The 18674-nt window shown below is 74.0% G+C and carries 22 protein-coding genes; 13 read left to right on the forward strand and 9 right to left on the reverse strand.

Annotated features, from left to right (window positions below):
- Positions 1 to 98 precede the first annotated feature (98 nt).
- Together IH54_RS0132625 and moaA are read left to right on the forward strand one after the other, a co-directional pair.
- Entirely contained in the window at positions 99 to 815 is a 717-nt protein-coding gene (locus tag IH54_RS0132625; protein ID WP_063762422.1) for a lysoplasmalogenase, read from the forward strand.
- 105 nt (positions 816 to 920) lie between these two features.
- The gene (gene moaA / locus IH54_RS0132630) at positions 921 to 1910 is read left to right on the forward strand and encodes a GTP 3',8-cyclase MoaA (RefSeq protein ID WP_031523925.1); all 990 of its coding nucleotides are present in this window, start codon (positions 921 to 923) and stop codon (positions 1908 to 1910) included.
- Positions 1911 to 1990: 80 nt separating this feature from the next.
- Here the strand turns inward: moaA and IH54_RS0132635 are convergent, their stop codons facing one another.
- Positions 1991 to 2215, reverse strand: coding sequence for a hypothetical protein (locus IH54_RS0132635; RefSeq protein WP_031523927.1), 225 nt, complete (start codon positions 2213 to 2215; stop codon positions 1991 to 1993).
- A gap of 405 nt (positions 2216 to 2620) precedes the next feature.
- Positions 2621 to 2971, reverse strand: coding sequence for a DUF3099 domain-containing protein (locus tag IH54_RS0132640; protein WP_031523928.1), 351 nt, complete (start codon positions 2969 to 2971; stop codon positions 2621 to 2623).
- Between the two features lie 275 nt (positions 2972 to 3246).
- On the opposite strand from IH54_RS0132640, the gene IH54_RS0132645 reads away from it, so the two are divergent.
- On the forward strand, positions 3247 to 3537 hold the full coding sequence (locus tag IH54_RS0132645; protein ID WP_031523929.1) for a GlsB/YeaQ/YmgE family stress response membrane protein: 291 nt from the start codon (positions 3247 to 3249) through the stop codon (positions 3535 to 3537).
- 57 nt (positions 3538 to 3594) lie between these two features.
- Here IH54_RS0132645 and IH54_RS0132650 read toward each other — a convergent pair whose 3' ends face one another.
- From IH54_RS0132650 to IH54_RS0132660, 3 genes are read right to left on the reverse strand one after another with little or no spacing between them, the layout of a single operon-like run.
- A complete protein-coding gene (locus IH54_RS0132650) occupies positions 3595 to 4146 on the reverse strand; it encodes an RNA 2'-phosphotransferase (protein WP_031523930.1) in 552 nt (183 codons plus the stop codon).
- Positions 4147 to 4174: 28 nt separating this feature from the next.
- Positions 4175 to 5569, reverse strand: a complete 1395-nt coding sequence (locus tag IH54_RS0132655) for a metallopeptidase TldD-related protein (RefSeq protein ID WP_031523931.1) — start codon at positions 5567 to 5569, stop codon at positions 4175 to 4177.
- Positions 5566 to 7101, reverse strand: coding sequence for a metallopeptidase TldD-related protein (locus IH54_RS0132660; RefSeq protein ID WP_031523933.1), 1536 nt, complete (start codon positions 7099 to 7101; stop codon positions 5566 to 5568). Before IH54_RS0132660 ends, IH54_RS0132655 begins: the two co-directional genes overlap by 4 nt.
- Positions 7102 to 7340: 239 nt before the next feature.
- Here IH54_RS0132660 and IH54_RS44920 point away from each other — a divergent pair, with 239 nt between their 5' ends.
- From IH54_RS44920 to fabI, 6 genes are all read left to right on the forward strand, one after another.
- Positions 7341 to 7760: a globin family protein gene (locus tag IH54_RS44920; RefSeq protein WP_043182980.1), complete on the forward strand. Its 420-nt coding sequence runs from the start codon at positions 7341 to 7343 to the stop codon at positions 7758 to 7760.
- A gap of 88 nt (positions 7761 to 7848) precedes the next feature.
- Entirely contained in the window at positions 7849 to 8955 is a 1107-nt protein-coding gene (locus tag IH54_RS40535; protein ID WP_043182982.1) for a globin domain-containing protein, read from the forward strand.
- 46 nt (positions 8956 to 9001) lie between these two features.
- Positions 9002 to 9526 (forward strand): DivIVA domain-containing protein, encoded by a 525-nt coding sequence (locus IH54_RS0132675; RefSeq protein WP_031523940.1) that lies wholly within the window; start codon positions 9002 to 9004, stop codon positions 9524 to 9526.
- 211 nt (positions 9527 to 9737) lie between these two features.
- On the forward strand, positions 9738 to 10646 hold the full coding sequence (locus IH54_RS0132680) for a lytic polysaccharide monooxygenase auxiliary activity family 9 protein (RefSeq protein WP_031523943.1): 909 nt from the start codon (positions 9738 to 9740) through the stop codon (positions 10644 to 10646).
- 128 nt (positions 10647 to 10774) lie between these two features.
- Positions 10775 to 11494 (forward strand): 3-oxoacyl-[acyl-carrier-protein] reductase, encoded by a 720-nt coding sequence (gene fabG / locus IH54_RS0132685; protein WP_031523944.1) that lies wholly within the window; start codon positions 10775 to 10777, stop codon positions 11492 to 11494.
- 5 nt (positions 11495 to 11499) lie between these two features.
- Positions 11500 to 12270 (forward strand): enoyl-ACP reductase FabI, encoded by a 771-nt coding sequence (gene fabI, locus IH54_RS0132690; protein ID WP_031523945.1) that lies wholly within the window; start codon positions 11500 to 11502, stop codon positions 12268 to 12270.
- A gap of 535 nt (positions 12271 to 12805) precedes the next feature.
- Here the strand turns inward: fabI and IH54_RS0132695 are convergent.
- Positions 12806 to 13501, reverse strand: a complete 696-nt coding sequence (locus IH54_RS0132695) for a FadR/GntR family transcriptional regulator (RefSeq protein WP_031523946.1) — start codon at positions 13499 to 13501, stop codon at positions 12806 to 12808.
- A 22-nt stretch (positions 13502 to 13523) separates the two neighbouring features.
- On the opposite strand from IH54_RS0132695, the gene IH54_RS0132700 reads away from it, so the two are divergent.
- The 4 genes from IH54_RS0132700 (at position 13524) to IH54_RS0132715 (ending at position 16371) form a co-directional block, all read left to right on the forward strand.
- Entirely contained in the window at positions 13524 to 15086 is a 1563-nt protein-coding gene (locus tag IH54_RS0132700) for a CynX/NimT family MFS transporter (protein ID WP_107060324.1), read from the forward strand.
- 43 nt (positions 15087 to 15129) lie between these two features.
- The gene (locus IH54_RS47800) at positions 15130 to 15252 is read left to right on the forward strand and encodes an SGM_5486 family transporter-associated protein (RefSeq protein WP_267965252.1); all 123 of its coding nucleotides are present in this window, start codon (positions 15130 to 15132) and stop codon (positions 15250 to 15252) included.
- A gap of 252 nt (positions 15253 to 15504) precedes the next feature.
- Complete coding sequence (locus IH54_RS40540) at positions 15505 to 15756, forward strand: hypothetical protein (protein WP_052398134.1); 252 nt, start codon at positions 15505 to 15507, stop codon at positions 15754 to 15756.
- A 93-nt stretch (positions 15757 to 15849) separates the two neighbouring features.
- Positions 15850 to 16371 carry a SixA phosphatase family protein gene (locus IH54_RS0132715; RefSeq protein WP_031523949.1) on the forward strand — a complete coding sequence of 174 codons (522 nt, stop codon included), beginning with the start codon at positions 15850 to 15852 and terminating at the stop codon, positions 16369 to 16371.
- A 34-nt stretch (positions 16372 to 16405) separates the two neighbouring features.
- Here IH54_RS0132715 and IH54_RS0132720 read toward each other — a convergent pair whose 3' ends face one another.
- The 3 genes from IH54_RS0132720 to IH54_RS0132730 are packed head-to-tail and all read right to left on the reverse strand — an operon-like array spanning position 16406 to position 18581.
- Complete coding sequence (locus IH54_RS0132720) at positions 16406 to 16735, reverse strand: hypothetical protein (RefSeq protein ID WP_031523950.1); 330 nt, start codon at positions 16733 to 16735, stop codon at positions 16406 to 16408.
- Positions 16732 to 18237, reverse strand: a complete 1506-nt coding sequence (locus IH54_RS0132725; protein WP_031523951.1) for a C2 family cysteine protease — start codon at positions 18235 to 18237, stop codon at positions 16732 to 16734. The genes IH54_RS0132720 and IH54_RS0132725 overlap by 4 nt, the downstream gene beginning before the upstream one ends.
- Entirely contained in the window at positions 18234 to 18581 is a 348-nt protein-coding gene (locus IH54_RS0132730; RefSeq protein ID WP_031523952.1) for a hypothetical protein, read from the reverse strand. The genes IH54_RS0132725 and IH54_RS0132730 overlap by 4 nt, the downstream gene beginning before the upstream one ends.
- Between the last annotated feature and the right edge of the window lie 93 nt (positions 18582 to 18674).

Consider the following 18674-nt stretch of genomic DNA (forward strand, 5'->3'; position numbering starts at 1 on the left):
CCGGCGGCCGCCCCGGCCGCGGTTCCCGCCCCGGTCGCCGCCCCCGCCTCGGCCGAGCCCGCCGGGCCCGCCGGTTCCCGCACCCCGGAGGCCGCGGCATGACGCAGGGCACGCCGCGCGGCACGCCGCAGCCCGACACCGAGCGGGCGGCGCGCGTCATCGTGCTCTTCGCGATGCTCGCGGCAGTGCACATGACCGCCGTGACCCAGCACTACGACGTCCTGGGGGCGGTGACCAAACCGCTGCTCATGCCCGCCCTCGCCTGGTGGGTGCTGTGCCTGCGCGGGCCCCGGCTGCTGGTCGCCGCGCTGCTGTGCGGCTGCGGCGGGGACGTGCTGCTGGACGTCGGCGGCACCGTGCCCTTCCTGCTCGGCATGGCCTCCTTCGCCGCCGGGCACATCTGCTACCTGCGGCTCTTCACCCGGCTCGGCTCCTTCCGCGGCACCCGCACGGCGGTGGGCGTGCGGTGCGCGGCGTACGGCGTGGTGTGGGCCGCGCTCGTCGTGGCCCTCTGGCCCGGGCTGGACGCCGGGATGCGTGTCCCGGTCGCCCTCTACAGCGTGCTGCTGACCGCCATGGCCGCGGGCGCGTACGGCGCCGGGCCGCTCGCCCGCGCGGGCGGCCTGCTCTTCCTGCTGTCCGACAGCCTCATCGCGACCGACCTCGCGGACTGGCCGCTGCTGCCCGGCCACGGCGCCTGGGTCATGGCGACGTACCTGGCCGGGCAGTGGCTGCTGGCCTTCGGCGTGGTCGTCACCGTGCGCGGCATCGTCCTGCGCCGGTCCCCGGCCGCCGCGGCCCCGGCCCGCCCGTAGGCCGTCCCACCGCATGCCGTCCGCCTGCGCAGGGACTTGTCCGCGGCACCGCCTAGGCTGGAGGGAACGGCGGCGCGACCAGGCGCCCGGAGGGAGGCGGAGCCCGTGCTCCTCGACACGTACGGACGCGTGGCCACCGACCTGCGGGTCTCGCTCACCGACCGGTGCAACCTGCGCTGCACGTACTGCATGCCGGAGGAGGGCTTGGCGTGGCTTGCCAGGCCCGACGTGCTGACCGACGACGAGATCGTCCGGCTGGTGCGGATCGCGGTGACGGAGCTGGGCGTCACCGACGTCCGCTTCACCGGCGGCGAGCCGTTGGTGCGCCCCGGCGTCACCGGCATCGTCGAGCGGTGCGCCGCGCTCGTCCCGCGCCCGCGGCTGTCGCTCACCACCAACGGCATCGGGCTGGGCCGTACGGCCGCGGGGCTGCGCGCCGCGGGCCTGGACAGGGTCAACGTCTCGCTCGACACCCTGCGTCCGGAGGTCTTCCGCACGCTGACCCGCCGGGACCGGCACGCCGACGTCCTCGCCGGGCTCGCCGCGGCGGCCGCCGCGGGCCTGGCCCCGGTGAAGGTCAACGCGGTGCTGATGCGCGGCGTCAACGACACCGAGGCGCCCGACCTGCTGCGCTGGGCCCTCGACGAGGGCTACGAGCTGCGCTTCATCGAGCAGATGCCCCTGGACGCGCAGCACGGCTGGCAGCGCGCGGGCATGGTGACCGCCGAGGAGATCCTGGCCGCGCTGCGCACCCGTTTCGACCTCGTCCCCGAGGGCGGTACGGCACGCGGCTCCGCGCCCGCCGAGCGCTGGGTGGTGGACGGCGGGCCGGGGCGGGTCGGCGTGATCGCCTCCGTCACCCGCCCGTTCTGCCGCGCGTGCGACCGCACCCGCCTCACCGCCGACGGCCAGGTGCGCAACTGCCTGTTCGCCCGCGAGGAGTCGGACCTGCGCGGGGCGCTGCGCGCGGGCGCGTCGGACGCCCAGCTGGCGGAGCTGTGGCGGACGGCGATGCGGGGCAAGAAGGCGGGCTCGGGCCTGGACGACCCGGAGTTCCTGCAGCCCGACCGCCCGATGTCGGCGATCGGCGGCTGAGCCGGCGGCGAGGACGTCCCGGGCCTGCGGCGGCCGGCTCAGGTCTGCGGTCTCACGCCCGCGGTCTCACGCCCGCGGTCTCAGGACTGCGCGGCCGGGCGGCTCTCCCACTCGGCGAGCGTCACGACGTCCTTGAGGAAGCCGCGCATGCCGAGGAACTGCGTCAGGTGCTCCCGGTGCTCGTCGCACGCCAGCCAGGTCTTGCGCCGCTCCGGGGTGTGCAGCTTCGGGTTGTTCCACGCCAGCACCCACACGGCCGGCACGCGGCATCCCTTGGCCGAGCAGATCGGCGTCTCGTCGTTCACGCCACCCAGTAAACCCCACGGCCCGCGGCGCCCGGCACGGACGCCGGCAGGGTGCGGGCCCGGCCCGCGGACCTGCGGGCGGACGTGCACGCGGACATGGCGACGCCGGGCAGCCACGGGGGGAGCCGCCCGGCGTCGGTCCGTCGCCCCGACGGGGGATGCGGAGCGCCTAGGCAGTATGTCATGCACTGACGCGCTCGTGGAGTGGAACGTCATGACGGATCTGAGCTTTTCTTGAGGTTTCGCTCACGTGTCCGGATGTGCCGCGCGCCGGCGCGTGAGCCGGTGCGCGGGACGTACGGGAGAAGTGCCGGAAAGGTGTCACGCCGGCCACACAAGCCACATCGGTCACACCGAACAGGCCGGTGAGGGCAGGTCAGGGCTCGTGCCGCGCAGGCTCGCCGGTCACGCCTCGGGCACGGGCTCCGCGTCCCGCTCGGCCCCCAGCTCCACCCGGCTCGCCTCCAGCACGGGCACGCTCGGCGGCGGGATGTACGTCGTCGTGGGCGCCTTCGGGGTGTTCTCCCGCCCGGCGTTGGCGACGACCACCGCGACGTAAGGCAGCAGCATGCCGAGCACCAGCATCGCCCAGGCGAGCGGCCGCTCGACGTTCCACAGGATGACCGTGAGCAGGACGGACAGGGTGCGGATCGTCATCGCGACCATGTAGCGCCGCTGCCGCCCGCGTACGTCCTCGGTCAGCCCGGTCCGCGCCCCGGAGATCCGGAAAACCTCGGAACCGCCCTGCTTCCGCATCCATCCACCGCCCAGTCCAGGGGCCCGGCCCGCTGCTCACGGCTGGCAGCGCGCCGCGCCGGCTCCGCACCACGGTACGCGCCGCCCGCCGCCTGCCACAGAGCGGGGCGCCATCCGGAGGTACGGTCGCGCCGCCTTCCCGGAGATTGGCGCGATCCCGCCCCCTGCGCCCGACATGCGCCGCGTCCGGCCCCGGCGGAAACTGACGGCACGGCGCGCGGGGACACCGCGCCCGGCGGAAGAGGCGAAACGAAAGACAAAGAGGAGGCGGCTGCATGGGCTGGCTGTGGGCGATCATCGTCGGACTCGTGCTCGGCCTGATCGCCAAGGCGATCCTGCCGGGCCGGCAGGTGCTGCCGCTGTGGCTCACCGTGCTCTGCGGCATGGGCGGCGGCCTGCTCGGCAACGGTGTGGCCGGCTGGCTGGGCGTCCGCGACACCAAGGGCATCGACTGGACCCGGCACGTACTGCAGCTCGTCGGCGCGATCGTGCTGGTCGCGGTCGGCGACGCGGTGTGGGCGGCGCACAAGGCGAACCAGCGCCGCCGCCGTACGACGACGCGCTGACCCGCGCCCGTACCCGCGGTGGCGTACGTGTACGGGCCCGCGCGCCGGCGCCGGCCGTCAGGACGGCAGCAGCCGCAGCCGCTCCGGCGGCACCGGGCCGCTCAGCCACACCCCGTTGGCGCTGAGCCGGAAGACGTGCCCGGCGGCGGCCAGCCCCGCGGCGTCCACCGCGAGCACGGCGGGGCGGCCGTGCCGTGAGCCCACCCGTACGGCGGTCTCCAGGTCGGCCGAGAGGTGGACGTCCTGCCGGGACATCGGCCGCAGCCCCTCGCGCAGGACGATCGGCACGGTCACGGTCGCCGTGCCGTGGTAGAGGACGTCCGGCGGCACCGCGGGGGCCAGGCCCAGGTCCACGGAGACCGAATGGCCCTGGCTCGCCCGGATCCGCCGGCCGTCCTCGGAGATCGCGTACCGCTTCTTGTTGTTGGTCTCGACCACGTGCTCCAGCTCGGCCCGGCTCAGCCGCCTGCCGTGCGCCGCGCACGCGGCGAGCAGCACGTCGACGTCCACCCAGCCGCCCTCGTCGAGCGTCACCCCGATCAGCCCGGGTTCGTGCCGCAGCACCCGTGCCAGGAACTTCGACGCCTTGACCGTCCGCTTCTCGTCCATATTCCTCGTGCCCCCCTCATGGGGCCTGTCAGACCCCCTGGCTCACCGAACTCATGTTGAAGTCCGGGATCCGCAGCGCCGGCGCCGCGGCCCGGGTGAAGTAGTCGCTCCATTCGCGCGGCAGCGTCCGCTCGGTGCGGCCCGCCTCGGACGCGCGGCCCAGCAGGTCGACGGGCGACTCGTTGAAGCGGAAGTTGTTCACGACCCCGGACACCTCGCCGCCCTCCACGAGGTAGACGCCGTCCCTGGTCAGCCCGGTCAGCAGGAGAGTGGCCGGGTCGACCTCGCGGATGTACCACAGGCACGTCAGCAGCAGCCCGCGCTCGGTGCCGGCGACCATCTCGGCCAGCGACTGCTTGCCGCCGCCCTCCAGGACCAGGTTGTCCGCGGGCGCTGCGACCGGCAGCCCGGTGAGCTGGGCGCTGTGCCGGGTCGTCGGCAGGTGCCGCAGCGTGCCCTCGCGCACCCAGTCGACCGGGGCGACGGGCAGCCCGTTGTCGAAGACCGACGCGTCGTCGCCCGACGAGTGCGCCACCACGAAGGGCGCCGCCTCCAGGCCCGGCTCGCCCGGGTCGCTGCGCAGCGTCAGCGGCAGCGCCGACAGCTGCTCGCCGACCCGGGTGCCGCCGCCCGCCTTGCTGAAGACGGTGCGGCCCTCCGCGGCGTCCCGCGCGCCGGACGACCACATCTGGTAGATCATCAGGTCCGCGACCGCCGACGGCGGCAGCAGCGTTTCGTACCGCCCTGCGGGCAGCTCGATCCGCCGCTCCGCCCACGCCAGGCGCTGCGCGAGCTCGGCGTCCATCGCCAGCGGGTCGACGTCGCGGAAGTCCCGCGTCGCGCTGCCCGCCCACGCCGAGCGCGCGGCGTCCGGCGACTTCGCGTTGACCTCCAGGGTGCCGGTCGGCTGGTCGTGGCGCAGCCGCAGCCCGGTGGAGGTGCCCAGATACGTCGACGTCATGGAATGGAAGGCGAAGCCGTACAGCAGCCGCCCGCCCGCGCGCGCCGCCCCGAAGGCCTCGCCCAGCGCGGGCGCGAAGGCCGCGAAGACCTCCGAGCCGGTCTCGGCGGGCGGCGCGGTGAAGTCCGCCGCCTGCGGCACCCCGCTCACCAGCGGCTGCGCGTCCTCCGCGGGCCCGGCCTGACGGGCGGCGGCCTCCGCGGCCCGCACCAGCCCCTCCAGGTCGTCCGCCGTCACCGCCGACCGCGACACCACGCCGGACGCGGTGCCCTGCGCGCCGTCCACGGTCGCGATGACGGTGAGCGTACGTCCCCGCGTCACACCGTTGGTGGTGAGCGCGTTGCCCGCCCAGCGCAGGTTGGCGCTCGACTCCTCCTCGGCGATGACCACGCACCCGTCCGCCGCCGACAGGTCGAGCGCCCGCTCGACGATCTCGTGCGGCTTGCTCGCTCCGGAAGTCACCGGCCCGCCTCCTGCGTCGTGTTGAGGATGTTCACGCCCGTGAAGAGCGCCGACGGGCAGCCGTGACTGACCGCCGCGACCTGCCCCGGCTGGGCCTTTCCGCAGTTGAAGGCCCCTCCGAGGACGTACGTCTCGGGTCCTCCCACCGCTTCCATGGAGCCCCAGAACTCGGTGGTCGTGGCCTGGTAGGCGAAGTCCTTGACCTGGCCGTCGAGGCGGCCGTTCCGGATCGCGTATGCCCTCTGACCGGTGAACTGGAAGTTGTAGCGCTGCATGTCGATCGACCACGAGCGGTCGCCGACCACGTAGATGCCGCGCTCGACCCCGCCGATCAGCTCCTCGGTGGAGGGGCCGCCGGGGGCCGGCTGGAGGGAGACGTTGGCCATCCGCTGGACCGGGACGTGCCCGGGGGAGTCGGCGTAGGCGCAGCCGTTGGAGCGGTCGAAGCCCGTGAGCCTCGCGATCCGGCGGTCGAGCTGGTAGCCGACCAGGACGCCGTCCCTGACCAGGTCCCAGGACTGGCCGGCCACGCCCTCGTCGTCGTAGCCGACCGTGGCCAGGCCGTGCTCGGCGGTGCGGTCGCCGGTGACGTGCATGAGCGGCGAGCCGTAGCGCAGCGAGCCGAGCTGGTCGAAGGTGGCGAAGGAGGTGCCGGCGTAGGCGGCCTCGTAGCCGAGCGCGCGGTCCAGTTCCGTCGCGTGGCCGATCGACTCGTGGATCGTCAGCCACAGGTTGGACGGGTCCACGACCAGGTCGTACGCGCCGGCCTCGACCGAGGGCGCGCGCATCTTCTCGGCCAGCAACGCGGGGATCCCGGCCAGTTCGGCGTCCCAGTCCCACCCGCTGCCGGTCAGGTACTCCCAGCCGCGGCCGGCGGGCGGGGCGAGCGTGCGCATGGAGTCGAAGCCGCCGGTGTCCGGGTCGACGCTCACCGCGGTGAGCTGCGGGTGCACCCGGACGCGCTGCTGGGTGGTCGTGGTGCCTGCGGTGTCGGCGTAGAACTTGTTCTCGTGCACCGCGAGCAGCGAGGCGTCCACGTGGCTGACGCCGTCGGCGGCCAGCAGCCGGGCGCTCCAGTCGGCCAGCAGCCCCGTCTTGTCGGCGTCCGGCACCTCGAACGGGTCCGTCTCGTACGCCGACACCCAGGTGCGGTCGGCGTGCACCGGCTCCTCCGCCAGCTCCACCCTCTCGTCCGACCCGGCGGCGGCGATGACCTGCGCGCTGAGCTTGGCCATCGCGACGGCCTGGCTCGCGACCTTCGCCGCCGCGTCCATCGTCAGGTCCACGCCGGAGGCGAAGCCCCAGGCCCCGCCGTGCACGACGCGTACGGCGTAGCCGAGGTCGGTGCTGTCGGCGCTGCCCGCGGGGCGGGCGTCGCGCAGCCGCCAGTGCGCGCTGCGCACCCGCTCCAGGCGGAAGTCGGCATGCTCGGCGCCCAGCGCGCGGGCTCTGGCGAGTGCCGCGTCGGCCAGCGCGCGCAGCGGGAGCGCGAGGAATGCCGGATCGACGTCACGGTCCAACTGTTGGGGCACGGCGGACTTCCCTTCGCATCGGCCTGTCCGCAGTGAATCATGGCCCGCCGCCCACCGGCTCCGCCACAGCATTGCACCGGCCACGGGCGACCCCATTTGCGCAGGCTGTCCAGAAGGATGCGTGGATTGTGGGCAATATCGGAGAGGAAACGGTCTGTCAAGATGACGCTTCGGTCGGCCGGTTGTTCATCTGTCCCAAACTTGTTCGAGTCCCACGCCTCTGGCTAGAGTCGGCCGCCATGACCGCAGACCTCTCCCTGATCCGCAGCAGCTTCAAGGTTGTGGAGCCCCACGGTTCACAGGTGACCGGATATTTCTACGAGCACCTTTTCGCCAACAACCCCGCGGTGCGGCCGCTCTTCGCCCCGCACATCGACGAGCAGCGCGACCGCCTGTGGGCGGCCCTCGGCGCCCTCGTCAACAACATAGACAACACCGAGACCCTGGTCGGCATGCTCCAGAACCTGGGCCGCCGGCACGCGGGCTACGGCGCTCTGCCCGAGCACTACCCGGCCGTCGGCGCCAGCCTGATCGCGACCCTGCAGCACTTCGCGGGCGACGCGTGGACCCCCGAGATCGAGGAGTCCTGGGTGGCTGTCTACGGCGTCATCAGCAGCACCATGATCTCCGCGAGCGAAGAAGCGGCGGCCTCGGCCTGACGCGGCCGACGGCGGCTCCACCGCGGGCCGCCGCCCGGCTCCGCCGGTCCGCAAGATCCCCCGAAACACCAGCCACCGGAGGGTGGTCGTGAGCGATTCCCAGGCGTTGAAAGATTCCTTCGCCCTGGTCGGCAAGTCAGGGGACGAGGTACCCCGGTACTTCTACTCCTACCTGTTCCTCATCGCGCCGGAAGTCCGGCCGATGTTCCCGGTCAACATGGGCGTGCAGCGTGACCGTCTGGTCAACGCCCTGGGCCAGATCGTCTCCGACGTCGACGATCCCGACACACTCGTCCCGTTCCTCCAGCAGCTCGGCCGCGACCACCGCCGCTTCCAGGTCGTGGCGCAGCACTACGACGCGGTGGGGCGGGCGCTGCTGGCGACGCTGGGCTACTTCCTCGGCGAGGCGTGGACCCCCGAGCTGGAGAAGGGCTGGACCGAGGCGTACACCGTCGTGGCCGGCGCCATGGTCCAGGCCGCCGAGGCCGACAGCGCCGTCAACCCGGCGTGGTGGAACGGCGAGGTCATCGGGCACGAGCAGCGCGGCTTCGACCTCGCGGTCGTCACGCTGCGCCTCGACCAGCCCATGCGGTACGCCGCCGGGCAGTCCGTCATGGTCGAGACGCCGATGCTGCCCAGCACCTGGCGGTCCTTCACCCCGGCGAACGCGGCACGCGCGGACGGCCTGCTCGAACTGCACGTCCGCTCCATCGACGGCGGCCTCGTCAGCCCGGCCATGGTCTACCGGCTGCGGCAGGGCGACGTGCTGAAGCTGGGCGCCCCGGTCGGCGAGCGGCTGACGCTGCGCGCGTCGGCGGGCCGCGACCTGGTGCTCGTCGCCGGCGGCACCGGCCTGGCCCCGCTGCGCGGCATCATCGAGGAGATCGCCTGGCAGGGGCCGCCGCGCCAGGTCGACCTCTTCTTCGGGGCGCGAGACGCCCACGGCCTGTACGACCTGCCGCTGCTGCGGCAGTACGAGCAGGCCAACCCCTGGCTTCGAATAACGCCGCTGGTCGGCCTGGACGCGGGCACGTTCGAGAACCGCAGCATGGCGGGGCCCGTCCTGCGGTCCGGCGCATGGCACGGCCGCTCGTTCTACGTGTGCGGCTCGCCGTCCATGGTGTCAGCGACGGTGCGCGATCTGGCGAACGCAGGCGTCCCTCACGACCTGCTGCACTTCGAAGACGCTCGGTGATCGGAGACACGTGAACGAGACAGGAGCACGTCCGGCGGACCGCCGGGTGACGCCCGAAACGCTGCGGTCGATGACCTTCCCCCGCGCCCCGCTGACCCGCCGCGGCTACAGCGAGGACGCGGTGCACGACGCCCTGCGCCGCGCCGCGGCGACGCTGACCACGGTCATGGAGGAGAACGACCGGCTGCGCACGGACATGCAGCGCCACCGCGACTGGATCCGGGCCAACAACATCGGCGACGGCAGCAGCCCCACCGGGGTGCCCACCGTGGACGCGGTCCTCCAGCAGGCCCGCGCCCAGCAGTCGGCCGAGCAGACCGTCGTCGCCGCCCGCGAGCAGGCCCGCACCATGCTGCGGGCGGCCCGCGCGCAGGCCGAGGCGGTCCTGCAGCAGCTGCGCGAGCACGAGGGCGGCGAGGGCACCCAGGAGGAGACCGAGCGGCTGCTCACCTACCTGCGGCAGATCGCGGCGTCCCTCACCGTCACGGTGGACCAGTACTCCACCAAGCACACCCCGCCCGCCCCGTCCACCGCCGCCCCGGCCGCGAGCGGCAGCAGACAGGGCTACTGACCCGAGGCCCCCGGGCCGGCGGGCGCGTCACGCGCCGTCGGCCCCCTCCGGTGTGCGCGCACCCCTCCCCGGGCGTGCGCGGCCCGGCCCGTGCGGCCGAACTGCCGTGACGGACACAGACCTTGGCATGGTCCAGACCAATCCCTATGCTCGACCTGCCGCCCTCGTGTGTGTCCCCCCGCAGTTTGCCCGCACGACAAGGAGCCCCCACATGTCCGTACGCCGCAAGGCCGCCGTTGTGGCCGCGGCCGGCGCCGCGACCCTCGCCGTCGCCGCCCTCACGCCCGGCACCGCCAGCGCGCACGGTGCGCTCAACACGCCCGTCAGCCGGATCGCCGCCTGCTACGCCGAAGGCCCGGAGTCCCCGAAGTCCCAGGTGTGCAAGGACCTCGTCGCCGACAGCGGCACCCAGCCGCTCTACGACTGGAACGAGGTCAACATCGCCAACGCCGCCGGGCAGAGCCGCAGCATCATCCCCGACGGCCACCTGTGCTCGGCCAACCGCGACAAGTACCGCGCGCTGGACTGGGCCCGCACCGACTGGCCGGCCACCCCCGTCCAGGCCGGGCAGACCGACGTCAGCTTCCGGGTGACCGCGCCGCACCGCGGGGTCATGACGCTCTACATCACCAAGCAGGGCTACGACCCGACCCGGCCGCTGAAGTGGTCCGACCTCGACGACACCCCTGTCGCGACCTACAACACCGCGGTCACGGCGCCCGGTTACTACACCTTCACCGCGAACCTCCCGGCCCGCACCGGGCGGCAGCTGATCTACCAGGTGTGGCAGCGTACCGACAGCCCCGAGGCCTTCTACGGCTGCGCCGATGTCGTCTTCGGACAGACCGCGGCCGCGGCGGAGGCGGCCACCGCCGACGTCGCCCAGGCGCCGACCGACGCGCAGATCGCCGCGGGCGCCGCGAGGTCCACCGTCGCCCACCACGGCCACGGCGGCGACGCGCCGGTGACCGCCGCCACGGGGACCCTCTCGACCAGCAACGCCGCCGCGAGCACCAGCACGCTGGAGGCCGCCCTGTCGGTCAGCGCGGTCCTGGCGAGCGGCGCGGTCGGGCTGCTCGTCCACAGCCGCCGCAGGGCCGCCGCCCGCACCGCGGACTGACGGCCGCCGGCCGGCCCTGTAGGAATCCCACAGGGCCGGCCGGGGCAGCCTGTCAGGGGCCGATTCCCCGGATCGGGTCCGCGACCGATAGCTTCTCAGGGAGATTCTCGACCCTGAGGAGTGATCCGTTGAGCCGCTCGGTTCTCGTCACCGGAGGAAACCGGGGCATCGGCCTCGCCATCGCCCGGGCTTTCGCCGACGCGGGCGACAAGGTCGCCATCACCTACCGCTCCGGCGAACCGCCGGCCGACCTGGTCGCGCTCGGGGTGCTCGCGGTGCGCTGCGACATCACCGACGCCGAGCAGGTCGACCAGGCCTACAAGGAGGTCGAGGCCGCGCACGGCAACGTCGAGGTGCTGGTGGCCAACGCCGGCATCACCCGCGACCAGCTGCTGATGCGCATGTCCGAGGACGACTTCACCGCCGTCCTGGACACCAACCTCACCGGCACCTTCCGGGTGGTCAAGCGCGCCAACCGCGGCATGCTGCGGGCCCGCAAGGGCCGGGTCGTGCTGATCTCCTCGGTCGTGGGCCTGCTCGGACAGGCCGGCCAGGCGAACTACGCCGCCTCCAAGGCCGGCCTGGTGGGCTTCGCCCGCTCGCTGGCCCGCGAGCTGGGCTCGCGCAACATCACCTTCAACGTCGTCGCACCCGGCTTCGTCGACACCGACATGACCCGGGCGCTCACCGACGAGCAGCGCGCGGACATCATGGCCCAGGTGCCGCTGGCCCGCTACGCGCAGCCCGCGGAGATCGCCGCCGCGGTGCGTTTCCTGGCGTCCGACGACGCCGCGTACATCACTGGAGCCGTCATCCCCGTTGACGGCGGATTGGGCATGGGTCACTGAGCACCATGAGCGGAATTCTCGACGGCAAGCGCATCCTCGTCACGGGTGTGCTGATGGAGTCCTCCATCGCCTTCCACACCGCCAAGCTGGCCCAGGAGCAGGGCGCCGAGCTCATCCTGACCGCCTTCCCCCGGCCCACCCTCACCGAGCGCATCGCCCGCAAGCTGCCGCGCCCGGCCAAGGTCGTGGAGCTGGACGTGACCAACGCCGAGCACCTGGCAGGCCTGGAGGACGTGGTCCGCGCGGAGCTGGGCGGCCTCGACGGCGTCGTCCACTCGATCGGCTTCGCCCCGCAGGACGCGCTGGGCGGCAACTTCCTCAACACCCCCTTCGAGTCGGTCGCGACCGCGATGCACGTCTCGGCGTTCTCGCTGAAGTCGCTCACCATGGCCTGCCTGCCGCTCATGCCGGAGGAGGGCGGCTCGGTCGTCGGCCTGACCTTCGACGCGAAGTTCGCATGGCCGCAGTACGACTGGATGGGCCCGGCCAAGGCCGCGCTGGAGGCCACCTCCCGCTACCTGGCCCGCGACCTGGGCAAGCGCAACATCCGCTGCAACCTGGTCTCGGCCGGTCCGATCGGCTCCATGGCCGCGAAGTCCATCCCCGGCTTCGCCGAGTTGGCCGGGGTCTGGGACCACCGCTCGCCGCTGGCCTGGGACATGTCCGACCCCGAGCCCGCCGGCCGGGGCGTGGTCGCGCTGCTGTCGGACTGGTTCCCCAAGACGACCGGCGAGATCGTCCACGTCGACGGCGGCCTGCACGCCATCGGGGCGTAGCGCTCGCCGCGGGGCGTTCCCGGGTACGGGGGCGCCCCGTCGTGCGGTCGCGGGTGCCCCGGGCTGCCGCGCCGTCCGTGCGGGGCGCCCGGTGCGGGGCTTCGGGCGTCGGGCGCCCGCGTCCGGTCGGACCCGCCGGCGTGCGGGGTCGGCGTGCCTGGCGGCCGTTGTGGGTGAGTCCCGCTGGGGGTGGGCGCGCTGCGCTCGCCGCGGGGCGTTGTCGGGTACGGGGGCGCCCCGTCGTGCGGTTGCGGGTGCCCCGGGCTGCCGCGCCGTCCGTGCGGGGCGCCCGGTGCGGGGTTTCGGGCATCGGGCGCCCGCGTCCGGTCGGACCCGCCGGCGTGCGGGGTCGGCGTCCCTGGCCGCCGTTGTGGGTGAGTCCCGCCGGGGGTGGGCGCTCGCTGCGCCTGGCGCGGGGCGTTGCCGTACGGGGGTGGCCCGCGTGGGCACGTTCCGGCGTCGGGGCTGTCGCCCGGGCCGTCCGTAGCGGGGGCTGCCGTCGTGCGGCCGCCGTGTCGGTTCCGGCGCGGCGCGGTCAGACCGGCGTGGTGTCCGCCGCAGTGCGGAAGCGGCAGTGGAAGGCGTGGGCGCGGGCCTCGGCCGCGGCCTGCTCGGGGTCGCCGGCGCGGATCGCGGCGACCAGCCGGGCGTGGTCGAGGTGGTCCTCCGGGCGCAGCCGCGGGCCGACGTCCGCGCGCAGGAAGTCCCGCAGCACCTCGCCGAGGTCCGCGTAGAGCGCGGTCAGCACCTCGTTGTGCGAGCTGGCGACGACCGCCAGGTGCAGCGTCGCGTCCGCCGCCACGAAGGCCTCCTTGTCGCCGGAGTCCCAGGCCCGCTCGCGCCGCTCCAGCAGCGTGTCCAGCTGCCGCAGGTCCGCCTCGTCGCGCCGCTCGGCGGCCAGCGCCGCCGCCGACGCCTCCAGTGCCCGGCGCAGCTCGGCGATGTGCAGCGGCTCGGCGTCCGCGAAGCGCCGCTGCATCACCCCGGCCAGCTCGCTGGTCGCCACCACGTACGTGCCGGAGCCCTGCCGGATGTCGAGCAGCCCGTTGTGCGCGAGCGCCCGCACCGCCTCCCGGACGGTGTTGCGCGCCACCCCGAGCCGCTCGACCAGCTCGGGCTCGGTGGGGATACGGCTGCCCACCGGCCACGCGCCCGAGGTGATCTCGGCGCGCAGCCGGGCGATGACCTGGTCGGCGAGCGTGGCGGGTCGGGGCACGGGTCCGAGATTCATCCCATCATTCTATGATGGACCCATGCGCGACGACGAACCCCGCCCCCGCACCGCCCCCGACGACCCCGCCGCAGAGCCCGGGCAAGTGCCCGGCACGGCCCGGGACCGCGCCGGATCGGCGGCCGGGTCCGGGACGGGGACGCTGCCCGGCGCCGCCCGCGGGCGCGCGGCCGTGGCCGCCGCGGCACCCGCTGTCGGCAGCGCCTGCGCGGAGCCCGGGGCCGGGCACGGGCACGCCGCCGCTACTGCCACCGGCTCGGACGGCTCGGACGGCTCGGACGGTTCCGGTCGCGGCAACGGCACCGCTCCCGGCACCCGGCCCCCGGCGGGAGCGCCCGCCGGGCCGGGGGCCCGAGCGGGCACCGCATCCGCCGTCTGGATACGCCGGCTCGCCGTCGCCGGGCTGCTGCTCGCCGCCGTCAACCTGCGGCCCGCCGTCACCAGCCTCGGGCCGCTCATGAAGGAGGTCCGCTCCGGCCTCGGCATGAGCGGCGCCATGGCGGGCCTGCTCACCTCCGTGCCCGCCGCCTGCTTCGCGCTCTTCGGCTTCGCCGCGCCCCGGCTGGCCCGCCGGCACGGGCCCGGCGCCGTCGTCCTCGCCGGCATGGCCGCGATCACCGCGGGCCTGCTGCTGCGCCCCTTCGCGGGCAGCACCGCGCCGTTCCTCGCCGCGAGCGCCCTCGCGCTCGCGGGCATCGCGGTGGCCAACGTGCTGATGCCCGTCATCGTCAAGCGCTACTTCCCCGACCGGGTGGGCCCGGTCACCGGCCTCTACTCGATGGCCCTGTCGCTCGGCACCGCGCTGGCCGCCGCGCTGTCCGTGCCGCTCACCGACGCCATGGGCCACGGCTGGCGGCTGGGCCTGGGCGTGTGGGCCGCGCTCGCCGCGGTCGCCGTCGTGGTGTGGCTGCCGCTGGTACGCGACCGGTCCGCCGCCCCGCAGCCTGCGGCCCCGAAACCGGCTGCCCCGCAGTCGGCAGCGCGCCAGGCCGCCGCTGGGGAGCAGGGCCGGATCACCCGCAGCCGCACGGCCTGGACGATGGCCGCCTTCTTCGGCCTCCAGGGCACCTCCGCGTACGTCACGATGGGCTGGATGCCGCAGATCTTCCGGGACTCCGGCATCTCCGCCGGCCAGGCGGGACTCCTGCTCGCGCTCACCATGGTGCTGGGCGTGCCGCTGTCCTTCGTGCTCCCGCCGCTCGCCGCCCGGATGCGCTCGCAGGGGCCGATCGTGCTCGTCCTCGCGGCCTTCCAGGTCGCGGGCTACGCGGGCCTGTGGGCCGCGCCCGCCGCAGCGCCCTGGGCGTGGGCGCTGCTGCTGGGCGTCGCGAACTGCGCGTTCCCGCTCGTACTGACCATGATCGGGATGCGGGCGCGCAGCGGCGCCGGCGTCGTACGGCTGTCGGCCTTCGCGCAGAGCACCGGCTACCTGCTGTCGATCCCCGGCCCGATCCTGGTGGGCGCGCTCAACCAGGCCTCCGGAAGCTGGGGGCTGCCGCTCGCGATGATGCTCGCCCTCGTGGTGCCCCAGGCCGTCTGCGGCGTGCTGGCCGGGCGCAACCGGCACATCGAGGACGAACTGTGACCCCGCCTCCGGCCCGCACAGCTTCCGGTGCCAGACTGGGCGCATGCCCGTACTCGAACCGAATCCCCCGCAGCCGCAGCGCCGGCTGCTGATCCTGTTCGGACTCATGATGGGGGTGCCCGCGCTGGTCGCCGTCGTCGCGATCATCGCCGCACGGATGGGATGACCGGCCCCTCCTCCCGGGGTGAGCGGTGCCGTACGCCCAGGCCACGGCCGACCCCCCGTCAGCGACCCTGAGGCGACCCTGAGTCCGGGGTGGGGACAACCCCACCATCCATGGGGGGTCAGGCTCAGGGACGCATGGGTGGACGGCCGGATGGGTACCGGGGGCGCGTGACCGTAGCGTCGTGGTTGTCAGGCCGGCCCGCGCCGGCCGGCACACCCGGCAGCCCGACGGCACACCACGGAGGCGGTCACCGTGACCACGCAGTCCCCCCACCTCTACGCCCGGCAGACCCCGGCCGCGCCCGGCACCGCCGCCCGCCGCACGCCCGGCGCGGTGCAGACCCGGCTGCCGTGGTGGGCGGTCGCGCTCCCCGCGGTCGCGTTCGCCGCGCTGCTCCTGCTGATCACCGGCGCCCACGCCGACACCTCGGCCGCGGCCCCGGCCGGTGAGGTGTTCTCGCACGCCGCGACCGCCGTGTCCGGGGTCCTCGGCCACCTGACGTGACCGCCCGCCCCCGGTCCGCGCCCGCCGGGAGGCCGTGCCGCCGATCACGCCCATCCCGCGCCTGACTGCGGGTTTTCTGGAAAGCTGAAGGGCATGACCGTCGATTCACCTCGCACCCTCGTCCTGCTCCGGCACGCGAAGGCCGACTGGCCGAACGTCCCCGACCACGAGCGGCCGCTGGCCGAACGCGGCCGGCTGGACGCCCCCGCCGCCGGCCGCCGACTCGCCGACGACGGCATCACCCCCGACCTCGTCCTGTGCTCCACCGCCGCCCGCACCCGCGAGACGTGGAAGCTCGCCGCCCACGAGATGCCGCACCGCCCCCGCACGGCCTACGAGGAGCGGCTGTACGAGGCGAGCCTCGGCGATCTGCTCGCGCTGCTGAACGAGACGCCGGACGACATCGGCTCGCTCCTGGTCGTCGCCCACAACCCGGGCATGCACACGCTGACCGAGGCCCTGACCGGCAGCGCCGACAGCGCGGCCCTGGCCCGTGTCAAGCAGGCCGGATTCCCCACCGCCGCCTTCGCCGTCCTGACCTTCACCGGCCGGTGGAAGGACGTCGAGCACGGCGTCGCCCGGCTCGCGGCCTTCTGGGCCCCGCACGAGGCGTAGCCCGCCCGGGTCCCGTCCGCCGTACGGCCAGGACTCAGGCCCTCGCCTCACCCTCCGGGTTCACGCGGTCCAGCACGATGTGGACGCGGTGCTCGACGTGCGCCACGCGCCAGCGCCTGCCGAGCAGGTCGACGGTGCTGCCCGCGACCAGCCCCGGGTGGTCCGACACGGTCTCGCCCTCGCGGTAGACCCGCAGGCCCCCGGCCGGCGCGGCGGTGGCGCCGGCGGACGTACGGGCCACGACGAGGTGGATCCGGCCCCGGTGCCGCACGAAGTACGGCACGTGCCAGCGCACCGACCAGTGGTCCGGCGGGTACGTGCCCTCGGGCGGTGTGGAGGGCTCGCGGCGGGGCTGATCGCTCACGGGATCTCGAACTCCTGCGGATCGACGAAGTATTTGTCGAACTGCTCCTGCGAGACGACGACCTCGGGCGACGGGCTGCCCCACGGGTTGCCCAGCACGATCTTCCCGTCGCTGGTGAAGCGCCGCACGTAGTACGCGTGGTCGGTGTGGTAGCCGTCCGGAAGGTCCGCGGGAGGGTTGTCCTCGTCGCCGTCCGGGGTGAGGACGGTGATCGCCTTGCCCGAGTCGAAGATCTTCTTCAGGTCGGCGATGCTCTTGTCCTCGTGCTTGCCGATGCCCAGGAAGCCGCCGGTCTTGATGTCGCCGCCGGAGTGCCCGGTGATGTAGGGCACCGACTTGCCCGGGTTGTTGTTCTCGATGCCGCCGTAGCCCTTGTCGCCGCCGAAGGCGATCGCGAACGCCTTCTCGTAGTAGCCCGGCCAGGTGTCGCCGCTGCCCGTCGCGGACACCGGGTAGCCGTCCCCGTCCACCAGCAGGTCCGGCGTCACCGTCACCCAGCGGAAGTTACCCCCCTGGTCCCAGACCCGCACGCTCACCGTGCCGTTGGGGTTCTGCTTGATGCCGTCCTGGATGAACTTCGGGTCACGCTGCGCGACCGAGCACAGCGAGGAGAAGTACCAGCAGTCGCCCAGGCCGCGCTGGTGGATGTCGTCGACCGACACGCCGTCGGCGATGAGCGGGTCGGTGGGCACGCCCCAGTGCAGGCCGGAGGCGTTGACGCCGTTCTGGGTGTTCTCGCCGTCCTTGTACGCGCCGGTGCCGGTGAAGTCCGGCTGGACGCTGGGGAAGGCGGCGAGGAACTTGTCGAAGTTCTCCGGGCCGAGCCGGGACAGCAGGGTGTCCAGGGTGGTGTCGCGGGACTGCGCGGACACGCCGTTGGAGTCGAAGGGGTTCCAGCCGGAGTCCCCGTGGTCGTTCATCAGCTCGTTGTAGTGGGCGAGGTCGGCGGGGGAGGCCTTGGTGATCACGGCGTCCAGCTCCGCCGAGGTCAGCCCGGTGAGGGTGGCGGCGAGGTCGTCGAGGTCGTCGGTGTCGCCGTTGACGCCGAAGTCGGTGTGCTGGAGGGCCTGGAGGGCCTTCAGCGCCGCGTCGACCTTCTTGCCGTCCGGCGCCTTCTCGTCCAGGAAGACCGAAGCGGCGTCCACCGGGTAGCCGGCCGCCGCGAAGACCTGGACGCCCTTGAGCTGGGTGATCCGGCGCTTGATCTCGCCCTGCATGGTGCCGAGTTCGGAGGTGAGCTTCGCCGGGAGCGGGGCGTTCGGGCCGGAGGGCGCGGGGGCCTGCTGCGGCAGCGGGGGCCACACGATCCCCGGGAAGACGGTGACGAGCTGCTGGAGGGCGGGGTCGTTGGAGGCCTTCTGCCCCGCCGGCAGGTTCTGCTGGACGCCGTCGAGCAGGGTGGTGAGCTGCTGGTGCAGACCCGCCGCGTGCCCGGCGAGCGAGTCGAGGGTGCCCGCGAAGCTGGTGAGCAGGTCGGGGTCGAAGCCGTGGAAGTCCGTCACTTGGGGCCGCTCGCCGGGGTGCCCGCGGCGGACTTGCTCTTCGCTCGGTCCTCCAGGTCGGAGGCCGCCGACTCCCAGCGGGCGGCGTCCGCCGTGAGCGAGGCGGCCATGGCGTGCAGCGCCTTCTGCCGCTGCGCCAGCGTCGTCGTGCACCGGTCGGCGTACGGGCCGGTCCACATCGCGCCGCCGGTCAGGGCGCTGCCGGGCCGCGGCTGCGCCTTGGACACCGCGCCGTCCAGATACCCGCTCAGCGACTTCGCCAGGGTGCGGGCCTGCCGGGCGTGGTCGCGCAGCGCGGTCGCCCGCTGCCTCAGCACGACCGGATCGTCGTCCCCGTAGCCCATGGCCAGCCTCCCCCGCGGCGATGTCGACGGACCGTCAGCACGTCGCGGCCCGCCGGGGAGCCTAGCGGGCACCGTCCGGTTCCTGCCACCGGC

Source organism: Streptomyces sp. NRRL F-5123, assembly GCF_000721495.1.
In the GTDB taxonomy this organism is placed as follows: Bacteria; Actinomycetota; Actinomycetes; order Streptomycetales; family Streptomycetaceae; genus Actinacidiphila.